At 59.0% G+C, this 22,589-nt stretch carries 17 protein-coding genes; 1 reads left to right on the forward strand and 16 read right to left on the reverse strand.

Annotated features, from left to right (window positions below; all coding sequences use genetic code 11):
- Window positions 1–59: 59 nt before the first annotated feature.
- The 8 genes from VEZ38_RS02045 to VEZ38_RS02080 are packed head-to-tail and all read right to left on the reverse strand — an operon-like array spanning window position 60 to window position 8,360.
- On the reverse strand, window positions 60–1,772 hold the full coding sequence (locus VEZ38_RS02045; RefSeq protein WP_324891463.1) for an allophanate hydrolase: 1,713 nt from the start codon (window positions 1,770–1,772) through the stop codon (window positions 60–62).
- A 31-nt stretch (window positions 1,773–1,803) separates the two neighbouring features.
- On the reverse strand, window positions 1,804–3,453 hold the full coding sequence (locus VEZ38_RS02050) for a PucR family transcriptional regulator (RefSeq protein ID WP_324891465.1): 1,650 nt from the start codon (window positions 3,451–3,453) through the stop codon (window positions 1,804–1,806).
- 15 nt (window positions 3,454–3,468) lie between these two features.
- Complete coding sequence (locus VEZ38_RS02055) at window positions 3,469–3,906, reverse strand: cupin domain-containing protein (RefSeq protein WP_324891467.1); 438 nt, start codon at window positions 3,904–3,906, stop codon at window positions 3,469–3,471.
- Between the two features lie 23 nt (window positions 3,907–3,929).
- Complete coding sequence (locus VEZ38_RS02060; protein WP_324891469.1) at window positions 3,930–4,997, reverse strand: ring-opening amidohydrolase; 1,068 nt, start codon at window positions 4,995–4,997, stop codon at window positions 3,930–3,932.
- Window positions 4,994–5,746, reverse strand: a complete 753-nt coding sequence (locus VEZ38_RS02065; RefSeq protein WP_324891471.1) for an ABC transporter permease — start codon at window positions 5,744–5,746, stop codon at window positions 4,994–4,996. Before VEZ38_RS02065 ends, VEZ38_RS02060 begins: the two co-directional genes overlap by 4 nt.
- Entirely contained in the window at window positions 5,743–6,573 is an 831-nt protein-coding gene (locus tag VEZ38_RS02070; protein WP_324891473.1) for an ABC transporter ATP-binding protein, read from the reverse strand. The genes VEZ38_RS02065 and VEZ38_RS02070 overlap by 4 nt, the downstream gene beginning before the upstream one ends.
- Window positions 6,574–6,585: 12 nt before the next feature.
- Window positions 6,586–7,647, reverse strand: coding sequence for an ABC transporter substrate-binding protein (locus tag VEZ38_RS02075; RefSeq protein WP_324891476.1), 1,062 nt, complete (start codon window positions 7,645–7,647; stop codon window positions 6,586–6,588).
- A gap of 26 nt (window positions 7,648–7,673) precedes the next feature.
- Window positions 7,674–8,360, reverse strand: coding sequence for an isochorismatase family cysteine hydrolase (locus tag VEZ38_RS02080; protein ID WP_324891477.1), 687 nt, complete (start codon window positions 8,358–8,360; stop codon window positions 7,674–7,676).
- A 368-nt stretch (window positions 8,361–8,728) separates the two neighbouring features.
- Between VEZ38_RS02080 and VEZ38_RS02085 the strand changes: the two genes are divergently transcribed.
- Window positions 8,729–9,124 carry a CHRD domain-containing protein gene (locus VEZ38_RS02085; RefSeq protein WP_324891496.1) on the forward strand — a complete coding sequence of 132 codons (396 nt, stop codon included), beginning with the start codon at window positions 8,729–8,731 and terminating at the stop codon, window positions 9,122–9,124.
- 62 nt (window positions 9,125–9,186) lie between these two features.
- Here the strand turns inward: VEZ38_RS02085 and VEZ38_RS02090 are convergent, their stop codons facing one another.
- From VEZ38_RS02090 to VEZ38_RS02125, 8 genes are all read right to left on the reverse strand, one after another.
- A complete protein-coding gene (locus tag VEZ38_RS02090; protein WP_324891478.1) occupies window positions 9,187–11,556 on the reverse strand; it encodes a glycoside hydrolase family 36 protein in 2,370 nt (789 codons plus the stop codon).
- A gap of 30 nt (window positions 11,557–11,586) precedes the next feature.
- Entirely contained in the window at window positions 11,587–12,564 is a 978-nt protein-coding gene (locus VEZ38_RS02095; RefSeq protein ID WP_324891480.1) for an aldo/keto reductase, read from the reverse strand.
- Between the two features lie 81 nt (window positions 12,565–12,645).
- A complete protein-coding gene (locus VEZ38_RS02100) occupies window positions 12,646–13,998 on the reverse strand; it encodes a sugar ABC transporter substrate-binding protein (protein ID WP_324891482.1) in 1,353 nt (450 codons plus the stop codon).
- Between the two features lie 62 nt (window positions 13,999–14,060).
- Window positions 14,061–14,900 carry a carbohydrate ABC transporter permease gene (locus tag VEZ38_RS02105; RefSeq protein WP_324891484.1) on the reverse strand — a complete coding sequence of 280 codons (840 nt, stop codon included), beginning with the start codon at window positions 14,898–14,900 and terminating at the stop codon, window positions 14,061–14,063.
- A gap of 1 nt (window position 14,901) precedes the next feature.
- The gene (locus VEZ38_RS02110) at window positions 14,902–15,834 is read right to left on the reverse strand and encodes a sugar ABC transporter permease (protein WP_324891486.1); all 933 of its coding nucleotides are present in this window, start codon (window positions 15,832–15,834) and stop codon (window positions 14,902–14,904) included.
- 153 nt (window positions 15,835–15,987) lie between these two features.
- Window positions 15,988–17,547 carry a response regulator gene (locus VEZ38_RS02115; RefSeq protein ID WP_324891488.1) on the reverse strand — a complete coding sequence of 520 codons (1,560 nt, stop codon included), beginning with the start codon at window positions 17,545–17,547 and terminating at the stop codon, window positions 15,988–15,990.
- Window positions 17,544–19,340, reverse strand: a complete 1,797-nt coding sequence (locus tag VEZ38_RS02120; RefSeq protein WP_324891490.1) for a sensor histidine kinase — start codon at window positions 19,338–19,340, stop codon at window positions 17,544–17,546. Before VEZ38_RS02120 ends, VEZ38_RS02115 begins: the two co-directional genes overlap by 4 nt.
- Window positions 19,341–19,551: 211 nt before the next feature.
- Window positions 19,552–22,589, reverse strand: a 3,038-nt coding sequence (locus VEZ38_RS02125) for an immunoglobulin-like domain-containing protein (RefSeq protein ID WP_324891492.1), incomplete at its 5' end; no start/stop codon positions are given.

The raw sequence follows: 22,589 nt of genomic DNA on the forward strand, positions 1-22,589 counted from the left end.
CGCCCCCGCGCCGATGGCCTCCCCTTCCCTTGCGTTCCCTTCCCTTGCCTTCCCTTCCCTTACCTCCAGCCGCCTTGCGCCGTTATGTCATCCGCCCCTTGCGCGGCGAACGACTCGCAGACGAAGCCGGCGACCTCCGTCCCGTCCTGCAGCTCCACCTTGCCGATGCCGAGCGGCGCCGGAATGCCGGCGACGAAGGCGCCGAACGTCTCGAGCGGCATCTCCCATACCTCGAGCCGCAGCGACGCCCCGCCCTGCGGCGTCTTCACCAATCCCGGCTTCGCCGGGGTCGTCGGCAATTTATACATGCGATATTTCGCGGCCGTCCGGTCCTCCCGTACGAACCGCGCCCGATGCTCGCGCATCTGCTTCTCGAGCGGGAGCCCTCTCATATGCAAGCCGCAGACGGCGACGAGCGTCGTCGGCGCCGGCTGCGCCCACCGGCGGACGACCGATTCCAAAAGCCCTTCGCCGCCGGCGCACGCGAACAGCGTGATGCCGAACGGCAGCGCCGGCGCCGCGGCGCCGCTCGGCACGGCGACCGCGCACAGGTCCAGCAAGTTGCAATGGTTGGTGTACAAACCCATAAGGCTGTTCGTCGCGATCGGATCGTTCCGCACTTGCTCCCGCGTCCACGTGCCTCCGCACGTCGGCATCGCCAATACCCCGCCCGCCAGCAACTTCTTCGCTTCGAGCTTCATCGCCTGCAGCCGGTGCGTCGCCGTAAAGACGGAAGCGGCGTCGTAGGCGCCGCTTGCGCCGGAGCGCAAAATCGCTTCCGTCACCGGGAACGCCGCACCCGGATTCGCCTCGAGGAACGACCCGAGCCCCGCCCAACGTTCGGCGACCCACGGACCGCCGTACAAAATCGAGGCCGCTTGCTTGAACAGTTCGACGTCGACCCGTTCCATCGGCACGCCGAGCGTCTCGAGCTTCGCGACGGCGGCTTCCCATGCGGCTTCGTATTCTGCGGCGTAAGGCCCGTAGAAGGTAAGCGGCCCTTCCGGCACGAGCAGCCTGCTCGGCAGCTCGACCGGCGACCGGGGCACGCTTTTCGACCATGCGTCATCCGCGTCTACGCCGCGAACGGCCGCGTCGACAAGCAGCATGTCCTCCAGCTCATGCGCGAACGCCGTGACGCAGTCCAAGCTGGCGCACGCCGGCACGACGCCCTTCGTCGGCCATGCGCCGACGCTCGGCTTCCAGCCGTACAGCCCGTTCAACGCGGCGGGCACGCGGCCGGAGCCGGCCGTGTCCGTCCCGAGCGCGAACGCCGCTTGGCCGCGGGCGACCGCGACGGCCGAGCCGGAACTCGAGCCGCCGCTGATCAGCTCCGGACGAAGCGCGTTGTGCGTCTCCCCGTACGGGCTCCTGGTCCCGACCAGCCCGGTCGCGAACTGGTCCAGGTTCGTCTTGCCGACCGGGAAGGCGCCGGCGGCGACGAGCCGCTCGACGACGGTCGCATGCCCTTCGGGCTCGTACGCGTACGCGGAGCAGGCCGCCGTCGTCGGCAGGCCGGCCACGTCGATGTTGTCCTTCACCGCGAACGGAATGCCCCACAGCGGCGCGTCCTTCGGGTCCATCGAACGGAGCCGTTCCAAATACGGTCGAATGCGATCCATCGAAGGCGGCGCGATCCATATATTTTTTTCCGCATCCGCGGTCGAACGTCGAACGATCTCTTCCGCGATCGTCTCGGGCGACAGATCCCCCTGCGCGTACCGATCCTTGAGCCATGACATCGTGAGCCGCAACGGTGTCGCTGCCGACATGTCGTATCACCCTTTCTTGTCCTTAATTCCGTCAAACCGATAACGGGATGCCGTTATCCCCGCCCGACACCGCGTTCGGCCGCATCTCTTGCAGCTTCACGGCTAACTGCAGCTGGAAGATGTCGTCTCCGTCGCCGGGGTCGATGCCGAGCAGCTCGCATACGCGTTCGACCCGGTAATTCACGGTGTTGTAGTGCGTAAAGAGCTCCCCCGCCGTCTTCTTGGCGTTGCGGTTGTTTCGAAAATATTTCTTTAACGTCTCCACCAACGTCGTGCCGTGTTTCCGATCGTACTCGAGCAGCGGAACGATGAACCGATCGCGGTACGACTGCACCTCTTCCGACTCCGGCAGCAAATACAACAACTGGAAAGCGCCCAGTCCTCGGTAGTCGATGTACGGCTCCCGCATATCGCAGACGGTGCTGATATGAAGAATTTTGCGCGCCTGCTGGTAGCTGTGCTGCACCTGGTTCGCGCCCTCCACCCGGCCGCCGAGGCAAGCCGAAGGCGTCCCTTCCGAGAGGCCGAGCCCCTTCAGCTCGTGAATCAGCGCCTCGACGGGCTTGCGGGCCTCGCCTTGAGGCGGCGCGGACGCCACGAACGCCAAACCGCCCTCCAGCACCGTCGCTAGGACGCGCTCTCCTGACAGCCGCGCCCGAATCCGCTTGACGGCCAGCTGGAGCTGCTTCAGCGACGGCTTGCCCGACGTCCAGCGCACCGTTCCCGCATGAAAGCCGTGCTCTTCCGCCAGCGGACAGCCGCACGCCTCCGCGCGCAGCTTGACGTCCTCCACCGTGACGATGCGGCCGGACAGCCAATCCTGCAGAAATTGATCGATATATTTCGCCTCGACCTCTTTGCGCGCGTTCGCGTTCATCATCTCGAGCCCGACCAATATCCCGACTCGTTCGATCGTCAGCCGGTCCACGACGGAATACTCCTGATTCCATTCCAGCAGTATTATGAAACAGTTATTGAAATGGTGGTTCACAGCCGAAATATACGCGCGTATCCGACGGTCGCCTACGGTCAGAAAGCTGACGCCGAGCGCGCTCTCCTCCCTGAGCCGCGACCAAGATAACGGCTGCCCGCTCCGGCCGACGGCCTGCGCCGCCTGCGGGGACAACAGCACATGATCCTCGTCGTCGACCAAGACGACCGGATTGTTCACCATGCCGTCGAGCGTTTGCAGAAACTCTTCGATGCCTGCGCCGTACAGCAGCTGCTGCGACAGCTTTTGGAACCGGCTCTGCAGCAAAGATAGCTCGCGCGCCTCCTGCACGAGCACCCGTTCCATAATGTCGCGCACGACGTCCGAGAAGACGGTGGACGCCGGCAGCTCGAAGATCGGAAAGCCGAGCGCTTCCGCCGCCTCGAGCGCCCGTTTCGGAATGGCGTCGATGAACCGCCTCGTCTTGATGCCGATCGCGGCGACGCCCCGGGACGCAAGCGCGGGAATCAGATCCGCGATCGCCTCCGGATCGTCCCGGAACGGAAACCCGCTCGTGATCAGAAACTCTCCGGGACGAACCCAATCGATTACGTCGGGCACTTCCATGACGTTCACGCGGGTAATCGGCCGGTGCAAGCCGTCCGCTCCCGCCAACACAACCGCTTCCTTGAAGTCGGGAATCAGCAAGATATCCCCGCAAGTGAAGCCTGTCTTATTGGAATTCGTCATGGAATCCTCTCCCGGCTATTTTTTGGCGGAGTACACATCTTCCACAAGCGTCGTATTGAAAAAGGCATTCCCCGGCGCGTTCGGATCGACCGGCACGAAGATGCTAATCTGCTCGCTCGGCGTATCGCCCGCGTTCGCAACGGAATGGAGCACTCCGGCCGGTACTTGGAATGTGTCGCCCGCTTGATACGGCTTCCACTCGCCGTTCGGAAGCAGCAGCTTCACCTGCCCGACCGTAATGTGTATGACTTCGACGACATCGTGGTAGTGGGGAAGCACCTGGCCGCCGACGCCGATTTTCTCCCATAAGATCGAACTCATCCGAATGCCCAGCGCATCGGCCTCCTCGGCGGACACGATCTCGCGGTGATACAGCTCGATATGGTTCGGCATCAAATCCCATGTCATGGAATCGCCGGTCAGCACCTTCGTCTCTTTCGCTGCTGTCGTCATATTCGTTTTCCTCCGGTTCTGGGTTATGATTTTCTCTTGAAGACGGCCGCGACCGGTCCGCCGCCCGCGGGGCCTTGGTGCTCCGCGCCGCCGGACACGTAAATCATCGGGTCGCCGCTGACGTAAGCCAGCACGCCGCCGACGACCGCCCGGGCATGCCGGGTATGGTTGATATCCGAGTCGTTCAGCATCGTATGCCGGCGATCCCGGACGAAGCCGGTCGGATCGGCCTCCGCCTTCGCCAGCACCTGTACCAGCTCGGCGTCTCGGTGCGTCTCGAGCAACCGCCGCAGCGCGTCCCCGTCGATCGCATCCTTCATGACGCCGTGGTCGATAAAATACGGCCCCTTCGACTTCGGGGAATTGCCGAACACGATGACCTCGCAGCAGGCCAGCTCGCTGCCCGCCGAGGTGGACGCGACCTCGCTGTATTTCTCCCAAGCATGGCAAATATCCGTTTCCTCGAGCGCTTCCGCGTCGACTTCGCCCAGCGCCGCCGCCGCGCCGAGCGCGGAGGCCCCCCGCGAATACCCCATAGACTTATAGGTATCGTCCGTGACGACCGATGCGCCGCGCGCCTTCGCCTCGCGGATCGCGTCCGTCGTCAGCAGCGGGCACTTGATCTGCACGAAATGCACGTCCGCCGCGCTTTCGATGCCCGCTTCCTGGACGGCGGCGCGCACCGCGTCGGCGACTTCCCGCACCTGCGCCAGCCGCCCGATCTCCTCCGGCCGAAAATCTCTGGTGTGCTTGACGCCGATCGCCAACGACTTCTCGCCGGGCTTCGGCATTCCGCCGGGGGTAAGGCTTCTGCTCATGACGGTCAAGTGAGGACTAAGCACGCCCTCCGTCCCGCCGGACATCACGAAGGAGATGCGGGAGGCGCCGTCGCCGATGCGGCCCGCGAAGAAGTCGCTCATGACGCGCACCGCGTACCCGCGGGTAAAGTCGTTGACGCAGCCGTTCCCTTCCGTCTTCCCCAGCACGGCGACGACGTCCTCCGGCGCGAGCGTTCCGTCTTCGACGAGCGCGCGCAGCGCCGATACGTCGCTGGGCGAGCCGATCGGAACGCGAACAACCGTGCACTTCATGCTTCATCCACCCTTTGCCAGAAAATGACCTTCCTCTCGAGCCAAGCGATAGACCAAAATAGCAGCAGTCCGCAGGCCGCGGAAGCGATAATCGCGGAAAACATGTTCGGCGTATCCATATGATAAGAGGATACAAGCACGACGTAGCCGAGCCCCTTGTTCGCGCCGACGAATTCGCCGACGATCGCGCCGACGATGGCCAGCGAGCTCGATATTTTCAATGCGGACAACACGTACGGCAAACTCGTCGGCAGCCGAAGCTTCCAAAACATATCCCACTTCGACCCCTTATAGGTGGAGAACAGCTCCCACGCCTCGTGCTCGATCGCCTTGAGCCCCTTCACGCTGTTGACGAGAATCGGGAAGAAGCAGATGAGCATCGACGCGACGACCTTCGAGGAGTAGCCCGTTCCCATCCAGACGACGAGCAGCGGCGCCAAGGCGACGAGCGGCGTCGTCTTTAACGCGATCGCGAGGGGGAACGCCCCCTTCTCGATCGGCCGGGAATGGACGAAGATGACGGCGGTCGCGAGGCCGAGCACGTTCGCGATCAGAAACCCGACCAACGCCTCCGTCAATGTGACCATCATATGCGAGCCGAGCGTCGCGTCGATCGAACCGAGGATCGCCGTCGGCGCCGGCAGCAAGTAGACGGGGATTTCGAACAAGCGAACGGCCGCCTCCCACAGCGCCACGAATACGGCTGCGAACCCGATCGGGTATAACCCGTTCTTGAATTGCTCCTTCATTGCTCCTTCTCCCGCTTTCGCAGCTCTTTCACCGTCTGGTAGAACGCCGGATGCTCTTCCATCCCGACCTCGCGCGGGCGCGGGAGCGGCACCGGAACGAGGGCCTCTACGCCGGCCGGCCTCGGGGACATCATGACGACGCGGTCGGACATGATGACGGACTCTTGGATGGAGTGCGTCACCATCACGACGGTGCTCAAGCTATTGCTCGGATCTTCCCAAAGCCGGAGCAATTCGAAATTCAGCTTCTCCCGCGTCAGCTCGTCGAGCGCGCCGAACGGTTCGTCCATCAGCAAAATTTCCGGATCGGCGGCTAGGGCGCGCGCGATGGAGATCCGCTGCTGCATGCCGCCGCTCAGTTGATGCGGGTAATGGTTGCGGAAATCCTGCAAACCGACCAGCCCCAGCGCGTTTTCCGCCTTCTCCCTGCGTTCCTTCTTCGGCATCCGCTTGTTCGGGCCGACGTTCAGCGTCAGTTCGACGTTTTGGATCGCGGTCAGCCACGGCATGAGCACCGGCTTCTGGAACACGATGCCGATCGAAGGCTTCTTCGAGGCGTACGTCACCTCGCCGCCGGTGTCCGGCTTCAGCAGCTCCAGCATCAGCCGGAGCAGCGTCGACTTGCCGCAGCCGCTGGGGCCGAGAATGGAAACAAATTCGTTCTTATAAATATCGAGCGTGACGTCGTTCAGCACCTTCACGCTGCCGAACGAGAGGGAACAATGCTTTAGCGAGACGGCGACGTCCCGGCTCCGCGGCGCCGCCGCCTCGGAAGTCTCTTGCTGTCTGACCGCGCTTCTCTTCAGTTCGCTCACCTTTGCTAACATGCGATCACTCCCCTACTCCAAAAATTCGTTCGTGAAGATGTCCTCCATCGTTTGCGCGTTCTTCAAGAAACCGAGCCCCATCAGGCTGTCTTGCAGCGTGCTCCACGCTTCGGCGTCCATCTTGCCGAGCGGCAAATTTTGCGGCTGCAGCAGCGGCACGCTCGCTTTCATCATGTTCGCTTCATGCTCGAGCTTCAGGTTATCCGCATAGTCGAGGCCGAACGCCGCGACTTCTTCCGGGTTTTCCAGCGCGTACGCCCAGCCCTTCATCGACGCTTGCGTGAAGCTTTTCACCATCTCCGGATCTTTCTCGATTAATTCCTGCGTCGTGAACAGCGTATCCGCATAGAAGTTGATGCCGTAGTCGCTCGGCTTGATCACGTTCACCTCATGCCCCAGCTCTTGAACGGCAAGCACCTCGTTGATCACATAGCCGGGCCATACTTTCACCTGACCGCTGAGCAGCGGGCTTAAGTCGAACTTGATCGGCATCTCTTCGATCGACTTCGGATCGACGCCGGCGCTCGATACCATCGCGCGGAACGTAAGCTCCTCGTTGCCGCCGAGCTTCACGCCCGCCGTCTGCCCGACCAGATCCTCCACCTTCGCGATGCCCGACTCCTTCAAGCTGAAGAGCACGAACGGCGTCTCGCGGTAGATCGTGGAGATCGCCGTCACCGGCACGCCCTTCTCGCGGGCGAGCAAGATTTGATCAGCGCCCGTCACGCCGAACTGCTCGCTGCCGGAGGCGACCATCTGCACGGAAGGGAAGTCCGAGCCGCCCGGGCGAATTTCGACGTCCAATCCCGCTTCTTCGTAGAAGCCTTTCTTCACCGCGGCGTAGAAGCCGGCGAACTGCGCTTGATGCACCCACTTCAGCCGAAGCACGACCTTCTTCAATTCCTTAGGCGCTTCCTCCGATGCCGCCGGCGCCTCCGCCGTCGTTCCGGACGTCGCCGTCTCCGGCGCCGCATTCGACTCGCCCGAGCCGTTCGCGCCGCAAGCCGACAACATCAACAGCATAAGGGCCATAACGATCGAGATCGATTTGTTCGTCAGCGTTATTCTCCGCATGGGTACCACTCCGATGTTTTATATTTTTAGAACTGTTCCAATGCCTTCAAGACGTTCGCCGAATCGCTGACGCTGCCGAACACGCCGCCCTGCATCGTCACCATCTTCAGCGCCGCGCGATGGTTCCCCTCGTCCGTCGCCCCGGTGCAATCCTCGAGGATCAAGCACTCGTAGCCGCGGTCGTTCGCTTCGCGCATCGTCGTATGGACGCATACGTCGGTCGTAATGCCCGTTAGGATCAGATGCGTAATGCCTCTGTTCTTCAGGATGAGGTCGAGGTCGGTCGCGTAGAAGCTCCCTTTCCCGGGCTTATCGATGATCGGCTCGCCCTCGATCGGGCGAAGCTCCTCGATAATGCCCCACCCCGGCTCGCCTCGCACAAGTATGCGTCCGGCCGGTCCGGCCGAGCCGATCTCGGCGCCCGCGTGCTTGCTTCGCCAGCGCTTGTTCGCAGGCAGGTCGGACAAGTCCGGTTTGTGCCCTTCTCTCGTATGGATGACCGTAAACCCCTCGATCTGCCGTACGCGCTCCAGCAGCCCCTTGATCGGCTTGATCGCTCTTGCCGTCAGCGACAGATCGTACCCCATCCGTTCGACGTATCCGCCCTTGCCGCAGAAATCGATTTGCATATCGATAATGACCAATGCCGTCTTCGTGGGAACTATTCTCCCATCATAAGGCCACGCATATGGCGTTGCTTCGACCGTTGTCATCTTCCATCCTCCCCCTCCTGCGCAAATGCGCCTGTTTTGATTCGTTTTCCAGGCTTGATTCTTAGGTATGTGTCATATTATATTACAAAGCTCCAACGATGTCTTTATATTTTTCATAAAGATTATAGGCTTTGCCTTGTGTAGATGAACAAACCATACCACCTATGTTATGTTATATTACATACAATACTCTTCTTTACAGTGATTAGGTTGCCGGCGATGCGTTGCAAGGGGACCTGCCTGCGAAACTCCTAGACAAACAGGAACGACTGTTCAAAAGGGCGACCATGCTAAGCGAATGCACAACCCTCGCAGTACCGGATGAATAAACTGCAGTATGTTGCATGTGGAGGTGAAGGGAAATGAGGATGTTCAAAGCATTCTTGCGAGGACACAAAGAGGTACCTCCCGTCCGAACGATCGCCTTGGGAAGGGCTGCGTTTCGATGGAACGAAGCAGGCTCTCGATTAAGCTTCTTGCTCGTCGTTCGTAATATTAGCCGAATGACGCAAGCGCATATCCACCTCGGCCGAAGAGGGGAGAACGGCCCTGTGGTCGCCTTCCTGTTCGGCCGCTCGAAATTCGGCATCTCCGTCAGACGAGGCGTCGTTCGAGGGGTGCTGACCAACAGCGATTTGACGGGGCCGCTCGAAGGGCGGACCCTCCGCGACCTCGTTCGCGAGATCGAAAACGGCAACGCCTATGTCAACGTTCATACGATCCAACATCCGAACGGGGAAATTCGAGGGCAGATTCGAACATAAAACGAACGCGAAAAGAGACGCCCCGACTGCAGGCGTCTCTTTCCGGTTTCTCCGTATAGCTTTTAAGCGTCGACCGTCGCCTTCACCGGCCCTTTCCATCCTCCCGACACCGCGAGGCGGAGCTTGTTGCCCTCGCATTCGGCCGTCAACCCTTCGGCGCCTTCCGCCTTCATCCATTGGCGTCCGTCCGGCGCGAGCAGGACGACCTCCAACGGTTCCTTCCACGGCCAGTCGATGTGCATATCCAAAGTACCGCCGGCGTAGTCGAACCTCGTGATTTCGGCGGCCCCCATGGAGAAATGTCCGTTCGTGCAAGCGACCACCGGCTGGACGGACGACGCCGGAACGATCTTCAGATGCAGCGAAGCGTGAGGAGGCAGGACGCCGAAATGTAAAGCTTCGCCCGTCCGGACTCCCTCGCGAATGTCGCCGCTCCAAAATTCGGAGACGTGGAACGCTTCGTGCTCCGCGATCGAGGCGCTCGGCAACACATCCTCCAGCCTGATCGTCGCGGGCGCCGGGTCGTCGCTCCAGTTCACGATGCTTACTGTATGCCATCGGGACAGCCCCGCCTTCCCGCCGTCCACTTCCGTGACCATCGTCCGCGGGTAGCGCACTCCGGCATACATATCCCGCGGGACCGCGGGCGCTCCGATCGAGGGAACGATATGGCGCAGCAAGCCGAGCCGGTCGTCGTCGATGTCGTTCATCGGCTCGGAGAAGCACACCAGCCCGCCGCCCCAATATTGGTTCAGCGCAGTAACGCGCGCTTCGTCGTCCGTCAACTTCCCAAGGCTTAGATCGAGAGAGCGCAGCCGGTCATGTTGACGCCGCACCATGAGCGCATCGGGATCGTTATGCCACAGCCGTCCCATCCAATACCGCAGCGTGTTTTGCTTCATCGTGAAGGGCGCTACCTGCCCGCCCTGCTTTCCGTCATGATCGCTCCACATGCTGAGCACGTCCGAACTCGTCCGATGCGCATCCGCAAGTCCGGAAGGCGGGGAGTACAGCCCTCCGCATAGGAGCAAGTACCCTTCCGGTCCGATGCCGCGCCGCACGGCTTCGATCCCCATGCGATACGCTTCCGCCCGCGTCGCGCCCGACCGATAAAATCTAACGTTGGCATCCAAGGCGACCGCCCGCGTAAAGTCGAGCTTATGGTACGTGTAGCCCCATGCGGTCAACTTTCTATAGAGATTTTCAATCCATTGCAGCACTTCCGGGTGGGTAACGTCCCATACGAGATTGTCCGTGTTATTCATATAAAACTTAACAGGCTCGCCGTCTTTTCCCCGCAAAAGCCACTCGTCATGATAAAAGCGCATGTCGCTTCGAGGCTCGACGAGGAACGGCGCTGTCCATATGCCGGGCCGGTACCCCGCCTCCCGGATTCGCCGTGCCGCCGCTTCCATCCCGTCCGGAAACCGGTGGTTCGCCTCCCAGTTTCCAAAGCGCTGCTCCCAGCCTTCGTCGATTTGCACGACATCGATCGGAAGTCCCTTCTTCTTCAAGGCGTCGACATTGGCGTACACATCTTCTTGGCTGACCGTATCCCCATAATAGTACCACGTGCAGTATACGGACGGAGGGTTCGGCATGGCGCTTGTGCCGGTCGCCTGCCGCTTCGCTCGCACATACTCGTCGACCGCCTCGAACGGCGCCCCGACGTCCAGCCGCAGCCAGCTGCCTTCGCGCACGTCCCCCGGCTCCACCCGCACGCCGTCGAACAGACAGGACGCTTCGAGGCGCTCCAACGAGTTCCCGTCCTTGCCTATCCGCAGCCGGCACTCCGCCAGATGCGTCACCGCGTCCACGAAGCCGACCAACAACGAAGGCGCATCCGGTCGCTGCCCCCCGACGATGACGCTTAGTTCGTCGCTTACGATCTCGGCCGCGCCCTCGGCCGCTTCCATCCGCCTGCCGGACTCGCTCATGCCGGCGACCGCGTCCTGATACGCTTCGTCGCGAACGCCGAGCACGCATACGGCCGGTAAATCGTTTTTCTGACGCCCGTTCTTGTAAAAGGTCCATCCGCCCGCCCCGGCGTCCCCGATATGCAGATTTTGGGCGCCTTCGATAAGAAGCGGGACGAGACGACGAAGTTTTAGAGGTTCCTCCCCTGCGTTGCGAAGGATGAGCCGAAGCTCCAACGCGGCCGCCGCGCCGACGGCGTATTTCACTTGCCGTTGCAGCGTTACCGATCCATGCTTGTAAAGGTACGTATGAATCATATATTCCGCGCCGCTCTCGTCGCGAAACCCTTCCCGTTCTTCGCCCGCAGGCCTCCAAGACGCTCCGGCGCGTACCAGACCGTTCTCGTCCTCCCATTCCGCCTCGAAAGACGCTTGCATCTCGATCCCGGGACGGATCCATAAGAGGCTCCCCGTCTCCTCGACGGAAAACAGCCATTCCCGCACACCTGTTTCCATTGAACCCCACTCCTCGATCATTCTTTTCGATTACGGCATTTCGGCTCCCCTGGAAGACACGTACAGTTCATACCATTCGTCGCCCGTGAGCGCGATTCGGGTCGCAGCGGCGCAAGCCGCGATGCGATCGGGATTCGAGGTCCCGACGATCGGTTGAATGCCGGCGGGATGCCTCATCAGCCAGGCCAAGACGATCGCTTCCGGCCGTACCCCGTAATGCGCGGCCAGCTTCTCCACGCACCGAGTCGTCCGCATCGTCCGCTCGTCCCGATGGTCCCCGGCACCGCTCGTGTAAGCTCCTTGCGCCAAGGCTCCCCAAGACTGTAATTGGATTCGTTGCAGGCGACAGTATTCCAGCGTTCCTTCGGGGAAATAGTCGCCTGCCGCAGCCGGTTGGTTCACATGAATCCCCGATTCCAGCCAACCGATATGCCGCAGGCTCAGTTCCAACTGATTGACGAGGAATGGCTCGTCTGTTTCGGACTGCAGCAGTCGGATTTGTCCGGCGCTCATATTGGAGACGCCGAAGTGCCGAACCTTCCCCGCGGCCTTCAAGGTCCGAATCGCTTCCCCGACCTCCTCCGGATCCATCAGCGGATCCGGGCGATGCAGCAGCAACACGTCTAAATAGTCGGTACCCAGCCGCTCCAAGATGCCGTCGACGCTTGCAACGATATGCGAAGCGGAGAAGTCGTACCGCTTGAAGGGAAGTCCGGACCATTCCTTCGCCCGGATGCCGCACTTGGATTGGAGAATGATCTTCTCCCGCAACGAAGCGTCCTCCGACAGGATGCGGCCGAAGACTTGCTCCGCTTTCCCTAGTTTGTAGATGTCTGCATGATCGAACATGTTGATGCCTGCCGCGAGCGCCGCTTCTACGGCTGCCCGACCATGGTTGACGTCCTGCTCTTCGATCGGCGCGACATTCCTTTCGCCGCCAAGCCCCATGCACCCTAGGATCAATCGACTGGCCGCTATTCCCCTCTGCTGCAACGGTATAGGCTTCATCCTCGGCTCCTTCCGCGGCGGTCGCTGATAAGCGGAAATAGCCGGTATCTGGCCGATCCGGCTACTTCCAAGCCACCGTATTTACTTTTTGAAAACTTCGTCGTATTTCTTCTGTTCTTCCTCCATGGCCGCAGCCCAGCGGTTCAGGTAACTCTCTACCGTCTCGGTGCCTGCCATGACCGCTTGCAGCCCTCCGTTGCCGATCTGATCGAGAATCGTCGAGTAGCCCGGCAGATGGAGCGGCGGATTCATGAATTGCGTCGCCGGATCGGACAAGGCATCGGCGGACACTTTAATATGCTGCGTATTTTGTACCCACTCGTTCTCCATCGCCTTTTCGTTCGTCGGCAGCTGGCCGATGTTTTGGTTCCAGAAGCTTTGCACGTCCGCCGAAATCAGGTAACTCATGAAGCGCCACGCTTCGTCCGGGTGCTTCGTCGTGCTGAATACGCCGTACCCCGTCGAGTTCCCGCCCTCGATAATGCGCTTGCCGTTGATCGGGGATGGCGGCAGGGATACGCCTGCGAATTGATGCGGCTCGAGCGTCTTGTCATGCTCGCCGAAGGAGCCGATGTTATGCTGAATCATAGCTGCGATACCGGTATCGAACGCCGCTACCATTTCTTTGTATCCGTTCGTAATATCGCTCTCGGGCGTATTTTTCTTATAGAGCCCCAAGTATTTCTCAAGGAATTCGACATGCAGCGGATCGTTCAAGGTGCTTTTGCCGTTCTCGTCGAAGAACGACGAGATGCCCGAATACGAATACATCATCTTCTTCAGCTGATGCGCTCCGCCCGCACCGCCGCGGATGCTAAAGCCATAACGGCGTTCGTCGGGGTTCGTAAGCGTCTCTACGGCGACGAAGAAATCGTCCCACGTCTCCGGCGCCTTCAGTCCGGCCTCTTGGAACCAATCGGCGCGGTACCAAATCATATCGGCGCTTAGCGTATTCGGGATGAAATACAGCTTGCCGTCCTGCACATAACTCCGCGCTTCGTCCACCGAGGCTGCGTTCATGACCGACTTTTCTCCCCATTGATCGTACATGGGATCCAGCGCAAGCAATTTCTGTCTCGCCACGAAATCCGCAACCCACATAATGTGAAGACCGCCTACGTCCGGCAAGCCGTCTGCCGCGATCGCGACATCGTATTTCTCCTTCGCCGACGCCGACGGAATGCCCACATACTCCACGTCGATATCCGGGTTTTCCGCTTCGAACGCTTCGATCAACTCTTCATAGAAAGGGGTTCGTGCCGGTCCCGCGTTTTCGTCCCAGAACGTAATCGTCACCTTCTCGGGCGGGGTTTGGCCGCCGGCGCCCGTCGTTTGCGAATCCTCGATGACGGTTCCGTTCGGCTGCGTCCCGCAAGCCGTCGCCAGCATGGAAATCGCCAGCAAGCTTGCCCCCAACATCTTTGTTTTTCTCATCTGTAAACCCTCCTAAGGTATGAGTCTTTTTGTATAGGCAACCTCTTGGAAGAGGATGTTCCCTACCCTTTGACGGCGCCGTCGCCGATGCCCTGCACGAGGAATTTCTGGATATACATGAACAGCAGGACCGCCGGCAGCAACGCGATCATACTTCCCGCCGCCAGCGCGCCGTAATTGATGTTGTACTCCCCGAGCATACTGTTTAATCCGACGGGGATCGTAAACATCGTGTGTTTGCTGATAAACATGAGTCCGAATAGGAATTCGTTCCATGCGTAGATGAACGTGAACGATGCCGTCGCGACGATGCCGGGCACGAGCACCGGCAGCACGACGTACAACACGGATTGAAACCTTGTGCACCCGTCCACCATGGCCGCTTCCTCCAACTGCTCGGGAACGTTGGAAATAAAGCTGCTCATGAGAATCGAATTGAACGGGAGCTGGAGCGTCGTGTACGTTAAGATGAGCGAGAAGTAATTGCCGATTAACCCTGCGTTCTTCAGCATAATAAACAGCGGGATGAGCAGCATCGCCGCAGGCACGAACTGCGTGCATAACAGCAGGAGCATAAACCCGGATTTCCCCCGGAACGAAAACCGGCTGAGCGCATACCCGGTGAAAATCGAGATGACGAGCACGAAGACGACCGTGACGCCCGCGACGAGCATGCTGTTCTGGAAATACGTCGAGAACCCGACATTTTTCCAAGCGAACGCGAAGTTTTCGAACGTCAGCGGCGAAGGCCAGTACGCCAAGGGACGCTTTAAGATATCTCCCTCCCTCTTCAAGGCGGTCGCCAGCGTCCAATACAACGGAAGCAGGATGAACGCCATAAACAGCGTCAGGGGCGCATACAACGTCAGGAATCGGTCCGCTCTACGTTTGATGTGCAGCATGTCAGGACTCCTTTCCGAACCGCGAGGCGCATAAATACGTAATCGAAAACAGCATGAGCAGGAAGAAGGAAATGACGGTCAACGCCGAGCCGTATCCGAAATCTCCGCCCTTGACGGCCAGCTCCACGACGTACATGGTCAGCGTCGTCGTCGCGTGCGCCGGGCCGCCGCCCGTCATGTTGAAGATGAGATCCACGTTATTGAACTCCCATGCCGTTCGGAGCAAGGTCGTCAGCACGATCGCGTTCTTCAAATACGGCAACGTGACATAGTAGAACTGCTTGAGTCGGTTCGCCCCGTCCACGCGGCTCGCCTCGTACAACTCGTTCGGAATCGCTTGGAGCGCGGCGAGGAACGTAATGGCGAAGAACGGCAGCCCTCTCCACAGCTCTGCAACGACTACGGCCTTAAATACTGTGGACACATTCGCCGTCCACGCGACGGGACGATCGATCCAACCGAACCTCAGGAACAGATCGTTAATTAGCCCCATGTGTTCGTTAAACATGACCGACCAGATCAGCGACGTAATGACGCCGGAGATCGCCCAAGGGACGAACGCAAGGGATCGGAACAAGCCTCTGAACCGGAACGTCTGGTTCAACAGGAGCGCCAACGCCAAACCTAACACGCATTGCAGAGCGACTTGGCTGAACACCCACTTCGCGCTGATGCCCAAACTTCTGAAAAACAACGGGTCGTCCATTAGCGCTTTCTTGAAATTCGCGAATCCGGCGAAGCCGTTGTAGTATGGCGCGTTAATGTTATAGTTTTGAAAACTGAAATAAAACAAATTGCCGATCGGGTAAATCAGAAACGTCGTTAAAAACAACAAACAAGGAACGATGAACAAGTACGGGACGACGGCCGGGTTCAGCCCGCCTTTGCGGGAGGCGGCTCGCTCCGAACTCGTTGACATGTTGCGCTCTTTCATGTGACGACCTCCCTCGGAACTGATCTCATCATATCGGAAGGAGGCCGCAAGCTGAATGTAATCGCTTTATCATCGTGTTTGAATTTTTTGCGTCTTGGAAAAAGAAAAGAAAGACGCACGAGATTATGCGTCTTTCCGAGCGGCGGCGTTGCGTTATTCCGTCGGAGAATACCCTGTATACTTCTTAAACACGACGCTGAAATACTGCGGATTCGGATATCCCACCTGCTGGGCGACTTCGTAAGACTTCAATTCTCCCTTGCGAATGAGCTGGATCGCCTTCTTCATCCGGACCTCCAATAAATAGTCCGAGAAGTTGATATCCTTCTCCCGCTTAAAGATAATGCTCAGATAGGTCGGGTTTACATGGACGGCTCCCGCCACTTCCTGCAAATATAAATTCTCGTTCGAATAATGTTGATCGATATATTCCATCGCCTTGAGGACGAGTCCCTTCGTTTGCGAATCTCTCACCTTCATGGCGTCTCGGGTGACGGCTTCGACGAAGGCGCGAAGATAACGGAAGATGTCCGATACGGTTTCAAGCTCCTGAAGCTCCTTGCAGACGGTGTAGAAATCCTTGCGGCCCGCGTCCTCTTCCTCCCACTCCTGCATCCCTTGGAAGATTACGACGGCGATTTCCACCGCCAGCAGATGAATTTGGGACCACTCCAGCTGCGCTTCGAACAGCTTCCGCTCCAATAAGTTCACGATCGCCAGGGAGTCTTCCGTCAATCCGAGCTTTACTTTGGCGTACAGCTCCTTCTTCAATCCCGCGAGCTGCAGCTCGTTCATATCCGCGAACAACCCTGTATCGTGGACGGTTATAATTTGGCTCGTACCGGTGTAATGGCGATAGGAGAGCGAGGAACGGGCTTCCTGATACGATTTGGGCAGCATCTCGTGGCCCTCGTACGCCCCGCCCATGCCGACGGTGATCGTCGTCTTCACGTACCGTTTCACCTGATCCAGCAGCTCTTCCGCGAACGCGTACGCGCTCTCGAACAGCCCCTTCGGATCGGCATCTCCCGTAACAATCGCGGCGATTTCGTCGTCCTCGCAATCGAAGGTCAGCCCTCGGTCCCCTAGAAGCTCCCGAGCGATGTTGTGCACGCAATATTTAATAATTTCTTTCTCCGAATACCTCTTCAGGAGCTCCGGGTGATGCAGTCCGTCGATTTTTATCACCATGACGTGAAAGACGGTTTTATCCAGCGGCAGCGCTAGAAATTTTATCTCCGAATGAAAATCCGACCCCGCCGCGCCCGTGACAAGCTTCTGCAAATATCGCTGCCGAAGAAGCGGCATTCCTTCTTGCACCTGTCGGGAATACGTTCGCTCCTGCTCGATTTGAGCGCCGAGCTCGATCACCTTCTGGAGCAGGGCCATGTTATGGATCGGCTTGATTAAATACTCCGACGCCCTCATTTCGATGGCTTTCTTCGCGTATTCATATTCTTGATACCCGGTCAACAGCACGAGCTTCACCCACGGGTACGACTCGTTCATTCGCTCGGCCAGCTCCAGCCCGTCCATGAACGGCATCCGGATGTCCGAGATGACGATGTCCGGCGTCTGCAGCTTCATAAGCTCCAAGGCCTCTTCCCCGTCGCCGGCCGCGCCGATCAATTCGAACCCGTGCCGCGGCCAGTCGATCCCCTCGCTTAGTCCTTTCCGAATAATCACGTCGTCGTCGACGATGAGAATTTTCACGAGTCGCCAACCTCCTGTCTGCGAAGCTTCGGAAGCCTCACCGTCACGACGGTGCCTTCCCCGTATTCGCTTTCGATTTCGATGCCGTACGCGGCGCCGAAGTAGCTTTGGATCCGCGCATGAACGTTGTACAGCCCGAATCCCTTGCCGTGCTCCGGCTCATGCCGCCCCCGGAGCGAAGCTTGGATCGACCGAAGCCGCTCCTCCGGAATCCCCTTGCCGTTGTCCGCGATGCGGAAGATCATGCACTCGCCCTGCACCGTCCCCGTGACCGCGATGTCGGATAACCCTCGCTTTTGTTTGGCGCCATGATAAATCGCGTTTTCCACCAAAGGCTGCAACAGCAGCTTCAACACGACATAACGATTCAGTGCCGGGTCGACCTCGACCGTATACCGCATCGTGTCGCTATACCGCTGACCGACGATGTACAAGTAATGCTGAACGAGCTCGACCTCCTCCTGGACGTCGATCATTTCTTTGCCGTTGCTAAGTCCAAGGCGATAAAACGTCGACAGCGAGTCGACCATCGCCAGCGCCTCCGACTTGCGCTCCATCGCGATCAATTGCCCTAAAGAATGAAGCGTATTATATAGAAAATGCGGCTTGATTTGTTCGTTCAAGACAGCCAACTCGGCCTTTCTTTTTTGTTCTTGCTCCAGACGGATGTCGTGTAACAGCAGTTGGACTCTCTGGATCAGGCTGCCGATCCCCCGGTTCAAAATTCCGATCTCATTGTTCGTGCGGATATCGAATATGGTGTCCAGTTTTCCGCTTTCGACCTGCTTCACTTTCGACGTCAGCGCGGAAATCGGCCGCGTCACCGTACGAAGCAGAATATGCGACATGGCTGCCGCGACGGCGATCACGATGATCATCATGCCGATCGTCAGGTATTTAATATAACCGATCTTCTCCAGAATATCGTTCTCGGGAAAGATCGCCGCGAGCCTCCAGCCGTTGATCGGCAAGGTATCGTAAATGACCACGGTTCGCTCCCCGCCAGTTTTCGTAAATCGGAACGTCCCGGACGCCGCTTCCCGCTGCATTAAGTGGCTCCGAACCTTGTCATCCGGCACGTAGGCGTCGTCTACGTCTTTAAACATCATCAAGCCGTCCGCGCTCGCCAATGCTAAGTAGCCGTTCTCGCTAATTTCTACAAGGCTAAGAATTTGACTGAAGAACGCTTCCTTCAGATGGAATAAGACGATTCCTCTCGCCTGAGACGTGTCCGAGCCGAACAAGCTGAACACGCTGACGACCTTTTCCTTCTCCCCGCCTACATACCGAAAGATATCGTCCTCATGCAGATTTTCCCAGCGATAGTCGAAGGTGGCGTTCGGATATCGGCTCGAATAGTCCTTATACGAAAAGTTTACGTCGCTCAGCAAATAGTTCACTTTCGTATACGACGCTTTCCCGTCATTAAAGTTCATATAGATGGAATCGATCATCGGGTAATGCGTCTGATAAATTCGCTCGAATTGATTGGCGACGGAAAGATATCGGCCGGAGTCCAATCCTTCGTTCGAATGCAAACTGGTCACCATCGCGCCGATGTCGGAGCCGTTCACGACGGCGACCAGCTCCCCGAAGACGACTAACAGCTGTTCGTTCATATGGCTCTTGGTTTGCACCACAAGATCCGTTATGTTTCGATACGCGTTTTCTTCGATTTGCCGAACGGCCAAGAGATACGTAGAAGATCCGCTGAGAATCACGAACACGACGATCAACGGAAGAAATAAAAGCATTATCGTATGTTTCAGCGAGAAGAACTTCGGCACTTTCATCTACGGCGTTCCTCCCCAAAGTTGTCTACCTATTATAACGTTAGGCGCAGCGCTTTAGGGGACTCCGACGCGGTTTCCAGTAAAACGATAAAAATGCAAAACGAAAACCTGAAAAGATAAAACTTTCCTTGCGGTCAAAACAGAAAAGAGCCGTCATCCTTATCCGGATGACGGCTCGCTTATTCACCTACAGGTGCTTGCTCGTGACGATTTACGACTCGAAGGCGATCGGTTCGACCCATTGCAACATTTGCCTCAGATCTTGACCGTCCGCGACGCCATCGCCGTTCAAATCCGGCAAGACATGTCCGCGCAACCAGAAGAGGATATCCCCGATCCCGATGCCGTTCTGATCGGGATCCGATTGCCGCAGGAGCTGACGCACTTGTTCGGATAGCGGAAGCGCCGTCGCATTCGTCACGCTTACGTCGGACGGGGCGCTCGGGTAACCTTCGATTCCTTGGACCGCGCCGTCCTCCGCCGATAACCAAATTTCGTCGTCATATGCCACCGGGTCGGCTAACGTTAAAATCACATTGTACGGAACATTCCCTTCATTTTCGGCTTCGGTTACCGTCGCCGCGACGCCGTTGACGACAACCGAAAATTTCCCCTTGTCGATTGCCGAAGGCTGCAAGGCTTTGTCGTACGTCAAGACGATCCGCGTCCCGTCCGAACTCGTTTGCGCGTTGATCAGCATGGGCTGCAGCGGCAGGACGTACTCCAGTACGACGATCGCCGCCGTCGGATCGCTCTCCAATCCGTTCACCGTCTGAGTCACCGCGAACATATTCCCCGGCGTCAATCCAGCGAAGACGGCGCTGCCGAACGAGTTTGCGTACACCTCGGCGTACACCGCCGAGGTGACCGTATCGTAAAGCCTCAAACCCGCGTCCGGCTCCGCTCCGACGACGATAATGGAGCCGTGCCCGGATACGGCCGTCACCGGGGCGGGCACGACCTGAACGGTTCGGGTTACCGGGGTCGCCTCGTTGCCGGCGGCATCCGTAACATAGTAAATTATTACGAACGTACCGATCGCTTCCGTGCCTACGAACGTACCGCCGGTGACGATACTCCCTGTGAGATCCCCGTCCGCCTCGTCATACGCTGCGGCCCCTTCATCCTCGTACAATTCACCGACCGCGACGCGAACCACGTCCAAGCCGTTCAAGTTCAGGATCGGCGCCTCGGTGTCGCTCTCCGCAACCGCGGCTACCTCGACCGAGGGGTTGCTCTCCACGCCGTTCACCGTTTGCGTCGCGTGGAATGGCTGCCCCGGCGGTACGTTCGCGAATACGGCCGCTCCCTCCTCGTTCGCCGTCGTCTCGCCGAACACTGTCGCTGCGTCGGCATCGTACAACTTTAAGAATGCGCCGGGATACGCTCCGCTGACGGCGATGCTGCCGACGCCGGACGCGACCGTTACCGGTTGCGGCGCGACCTCCACCGTCCGCGTGATTTCCGCCGCGGCGTTGCCGTCCGAATCCGACACGTTATAAGTAATCGTAAAGATGCCCGGGGTCGACGTGTCCGCGAACGTACCGCCGACCGTAATCCACTCGGTAATACTGCCGTCCTCATCGTCGACAGCCGTTGCGCCGTCATCGACGTACACGGCCCCTTCGATCACTCGCACCGTGCTCTCGCCGAGCAGCGAGATCACGGGATTCGGCGCGTCCCCCAGAACGACCGCCGCTTCCGACAGAGCGCTTTCCACGCCGTTAATGGTTTGCGTCGCCCGATACGTCTGTCCGGCCGGCAATGAAGAGAACTCCGCTCCTCCGCTTCCGTCGGCGACGGCTTCCCTGAAAACCGAATTCGTTGCGTCGTACAGCTTTATCGTAGCGCCTGGCTGCGCGCCGGCGACGGTCACTCGGCCGACCCCGGCCGTTACCGTCACTTTCGGGATGAACACGACGGACACTGGCGTCAAACTGGTAACCGTCGTACCATTCCCCAGCTGCCCGGTGTTGTTTCTCCCCCACGCCCATACGTCCCCGTCATGTCCCAACGCTAAGGAGTGAAGGTCCCCTCTCAATCCGATTTCGGTTATGTCGGCCAACGTCTTGCTCCGACTCGGGCTCCAACGATCCGTCGTCGTCCCGTCGCCCAATTGCCCGTAATTGTTCGATCCCCAGGTCCATAGCGTTCCGTCTTCCTTGACTGCGATGGAATGCTGCGACCCGGCTGCGATCCGCTTTACATTCGTAAGACCTAGCGCCATAGCTGGGGAACGCCGGCTCGTCGACGTGCGGTCTCCCAATTGACCGTTGCTGTTATTGCCCCAAGTCCAGACGGTCCCGTCCTGCTTTAACACGAGGATGTGCCTATCGCCTGCGGCAATGGCCGCGCCGTTCGCGAGCCCGCCGACTTGAGTGGGAATCGTCCGGTTCGTTGTCGTCCCGTCGCCTAGTTGTCCATATCCGTTGTAGCCCCAAGTCCACACGGTCCCATCGTGCTTTAGTGCTGCTGCGAAATAGGGCCCGGCCGCAATGGCGATGACATCCGATAACGTTGCGGAGGGAATTTGCATTGGCGCCGTTCGGTTCGTCGTCGTCCCGTCGCCTAGCTGCCCGCTCCCGTTATAGCCCCACGACCAGACATTGCCGCCTGAATCCAAAGCTAACGTAAAGAGATCCCCGGCAGAGACCGCGATGATCTCCGGCAATCCCGTCACAAGCACCGGCGCGTTCCGCTGGGTCGTCGTCGTGTCCCCTAATTGTCCGTAAGCGTTATTGCCCCAAGACCATACCTGACCGTCGGATGTCAGCGCAACGGCATGGTTGGTTCCAGCGGCGACCGAGACCACACCCTGCAGGCCGTTGACCCGCACGGGCGCAGAGTAATGAGAGGTCGATCCGATGCCTAACTGGCCGTTACCGTTGTACCCCCACGACCACGCCGTTCCATCGGGATCGACGTAGAGCGAGAAGTGGCTGCCCGCGGCAAGAACCGTATTCGCAGGCGACATCGTCCAGTCGATGTCCGGCAACTCGAAATCGCTTGTGATATTCATTGCGGAACCAATCGAAATGCCGACTTCGGAAGCCGCTTTATACGGCGCTAAGACGACGGTTACATCGTACACATCCGGCGCCAAATTCCCGAACGCGTAGGTCCCCGTCTCGTCCGTCGTCGCGTACCGCACCCCGTCCGCCGAGAGCAGCGTCACCTCCGCGCCCGGAACCGCTTCGCCGCCGCTCGTCTTCACCGTACCCTCAAGCGTGCTCGGAACCAGCATGACTT

The organism is Paenibacillus sp. (assembly GCF_035645235.1).
In the GTDB taxonomy this organism is placed as follows: Bacteria; Bacillota; Bacilli; order Paenibacillales; family YIM-B00363; genus Paenibacillus_AE.

Coding starts and splice junctions, on each gene's coding strand:
- VEZ38_RS02045 (WP_324891463.1), bottom strand. CDS start 1,772: ATGTCGGCAGCGACACCGTTGCGGCTCACGATGTCATGGCTCAAGGAT.
- VEZ38_RS02050 (WP_324891465.1), bottom strand. CDS start 3,453: ATGACGAATTCCAATAAGACAGGCTTCACTTGCGGGGATATCTTGCTG.
- VEZ38_RS02055 (WP_324891467.1), bottom strand. CDS start 3,906: ATGACGACAGCAGCGAAAGAGACGAAGGTGCTGACCGGCGATTCCATG.
- VEZ38_RS02060 (WP_324891469.1), bottom strand. CDS start 4,997: ATGAAGTGCACGGTTGTTCGCGTTCCGATCGGCTCGCCCAGCGACGTA.
- VEZ38_RS02065 (WP_324891471.1), bottom strand. CDS start 5,746: ATGAAGGAGCAATTCAAGAACGGGTTATACCCGATCGGGTTCGCAGCC.
- VEZ38_RS02070 (WP_324891473.1), bottom strand. CDS start 6,573: ATGTTAGCAAAGGTGAGCGAACTGAAGAGAAGCGCGGTCAGACAGCAA.
- VEZ38_RS02075 (WP_324891476.1), bottom strand. CDS start 7,647: ATGCGGAGAATAACGCTGACGAACAAATCGATCTCGATCGTTATGGCC.
- VEZ38_RS02080 (WP_324891477.1), bottom strand. CDS start 8,360: ATGACAACGGTCGAAGCAACGCCATATGCGTGGCCTTATGATGGGAGA.
- VEZ38_RS02085 (WP_324891496.1), top strand. CDS start 8,729: ATGTTCAAAGCATTCTTGCGAGGACACAAAGAGGTACCTCCCGTCCGA.
- VEZ38_RS02090 (WP_324891478.1), bottom strand. CDS start 11,556: ATGGAAACAGGTGTGCGGGAATGGCTGTTTTCCGTCGAGGAGACGGGG.
- VEZ38_RS02095 (WP_324891480.1), bottom strand. CDS start 12,564: ATGAAGCCTATACCGTTGCAGCAGAGGGGAATAGCGGCCAGTCGATTG.
- VEZ38_RS02100 (WP_324891482.1), bottom strand. CDS start 13,998: ATGAGAAAAACAAAGATGTTGGGGGCAAGCTTGCTGGCGATTTCCATG.
- VEZ38_RS02105 (WP_324891484.1), bottom strand. CDS start 14,900: ATGCTGCACATCAAACGTAGAGCGGACCGATTCCTGACGTTGTATGCG.
- VEZ38_RS02110 (WP_324891486.1), bottom strand. CDS start 15,834: ATGAAAGAGCGCAACATGTCAACGAGTTCGGAGCGAGCCGCCTCCCGC.
- VEZ38_RS02120 (WP_324891490.1), bottom strand. CDS start 19,340: ATGAAAGTGCCGAAGTTCTTCTCGCTGAAACATACGATAATGCTTTTA.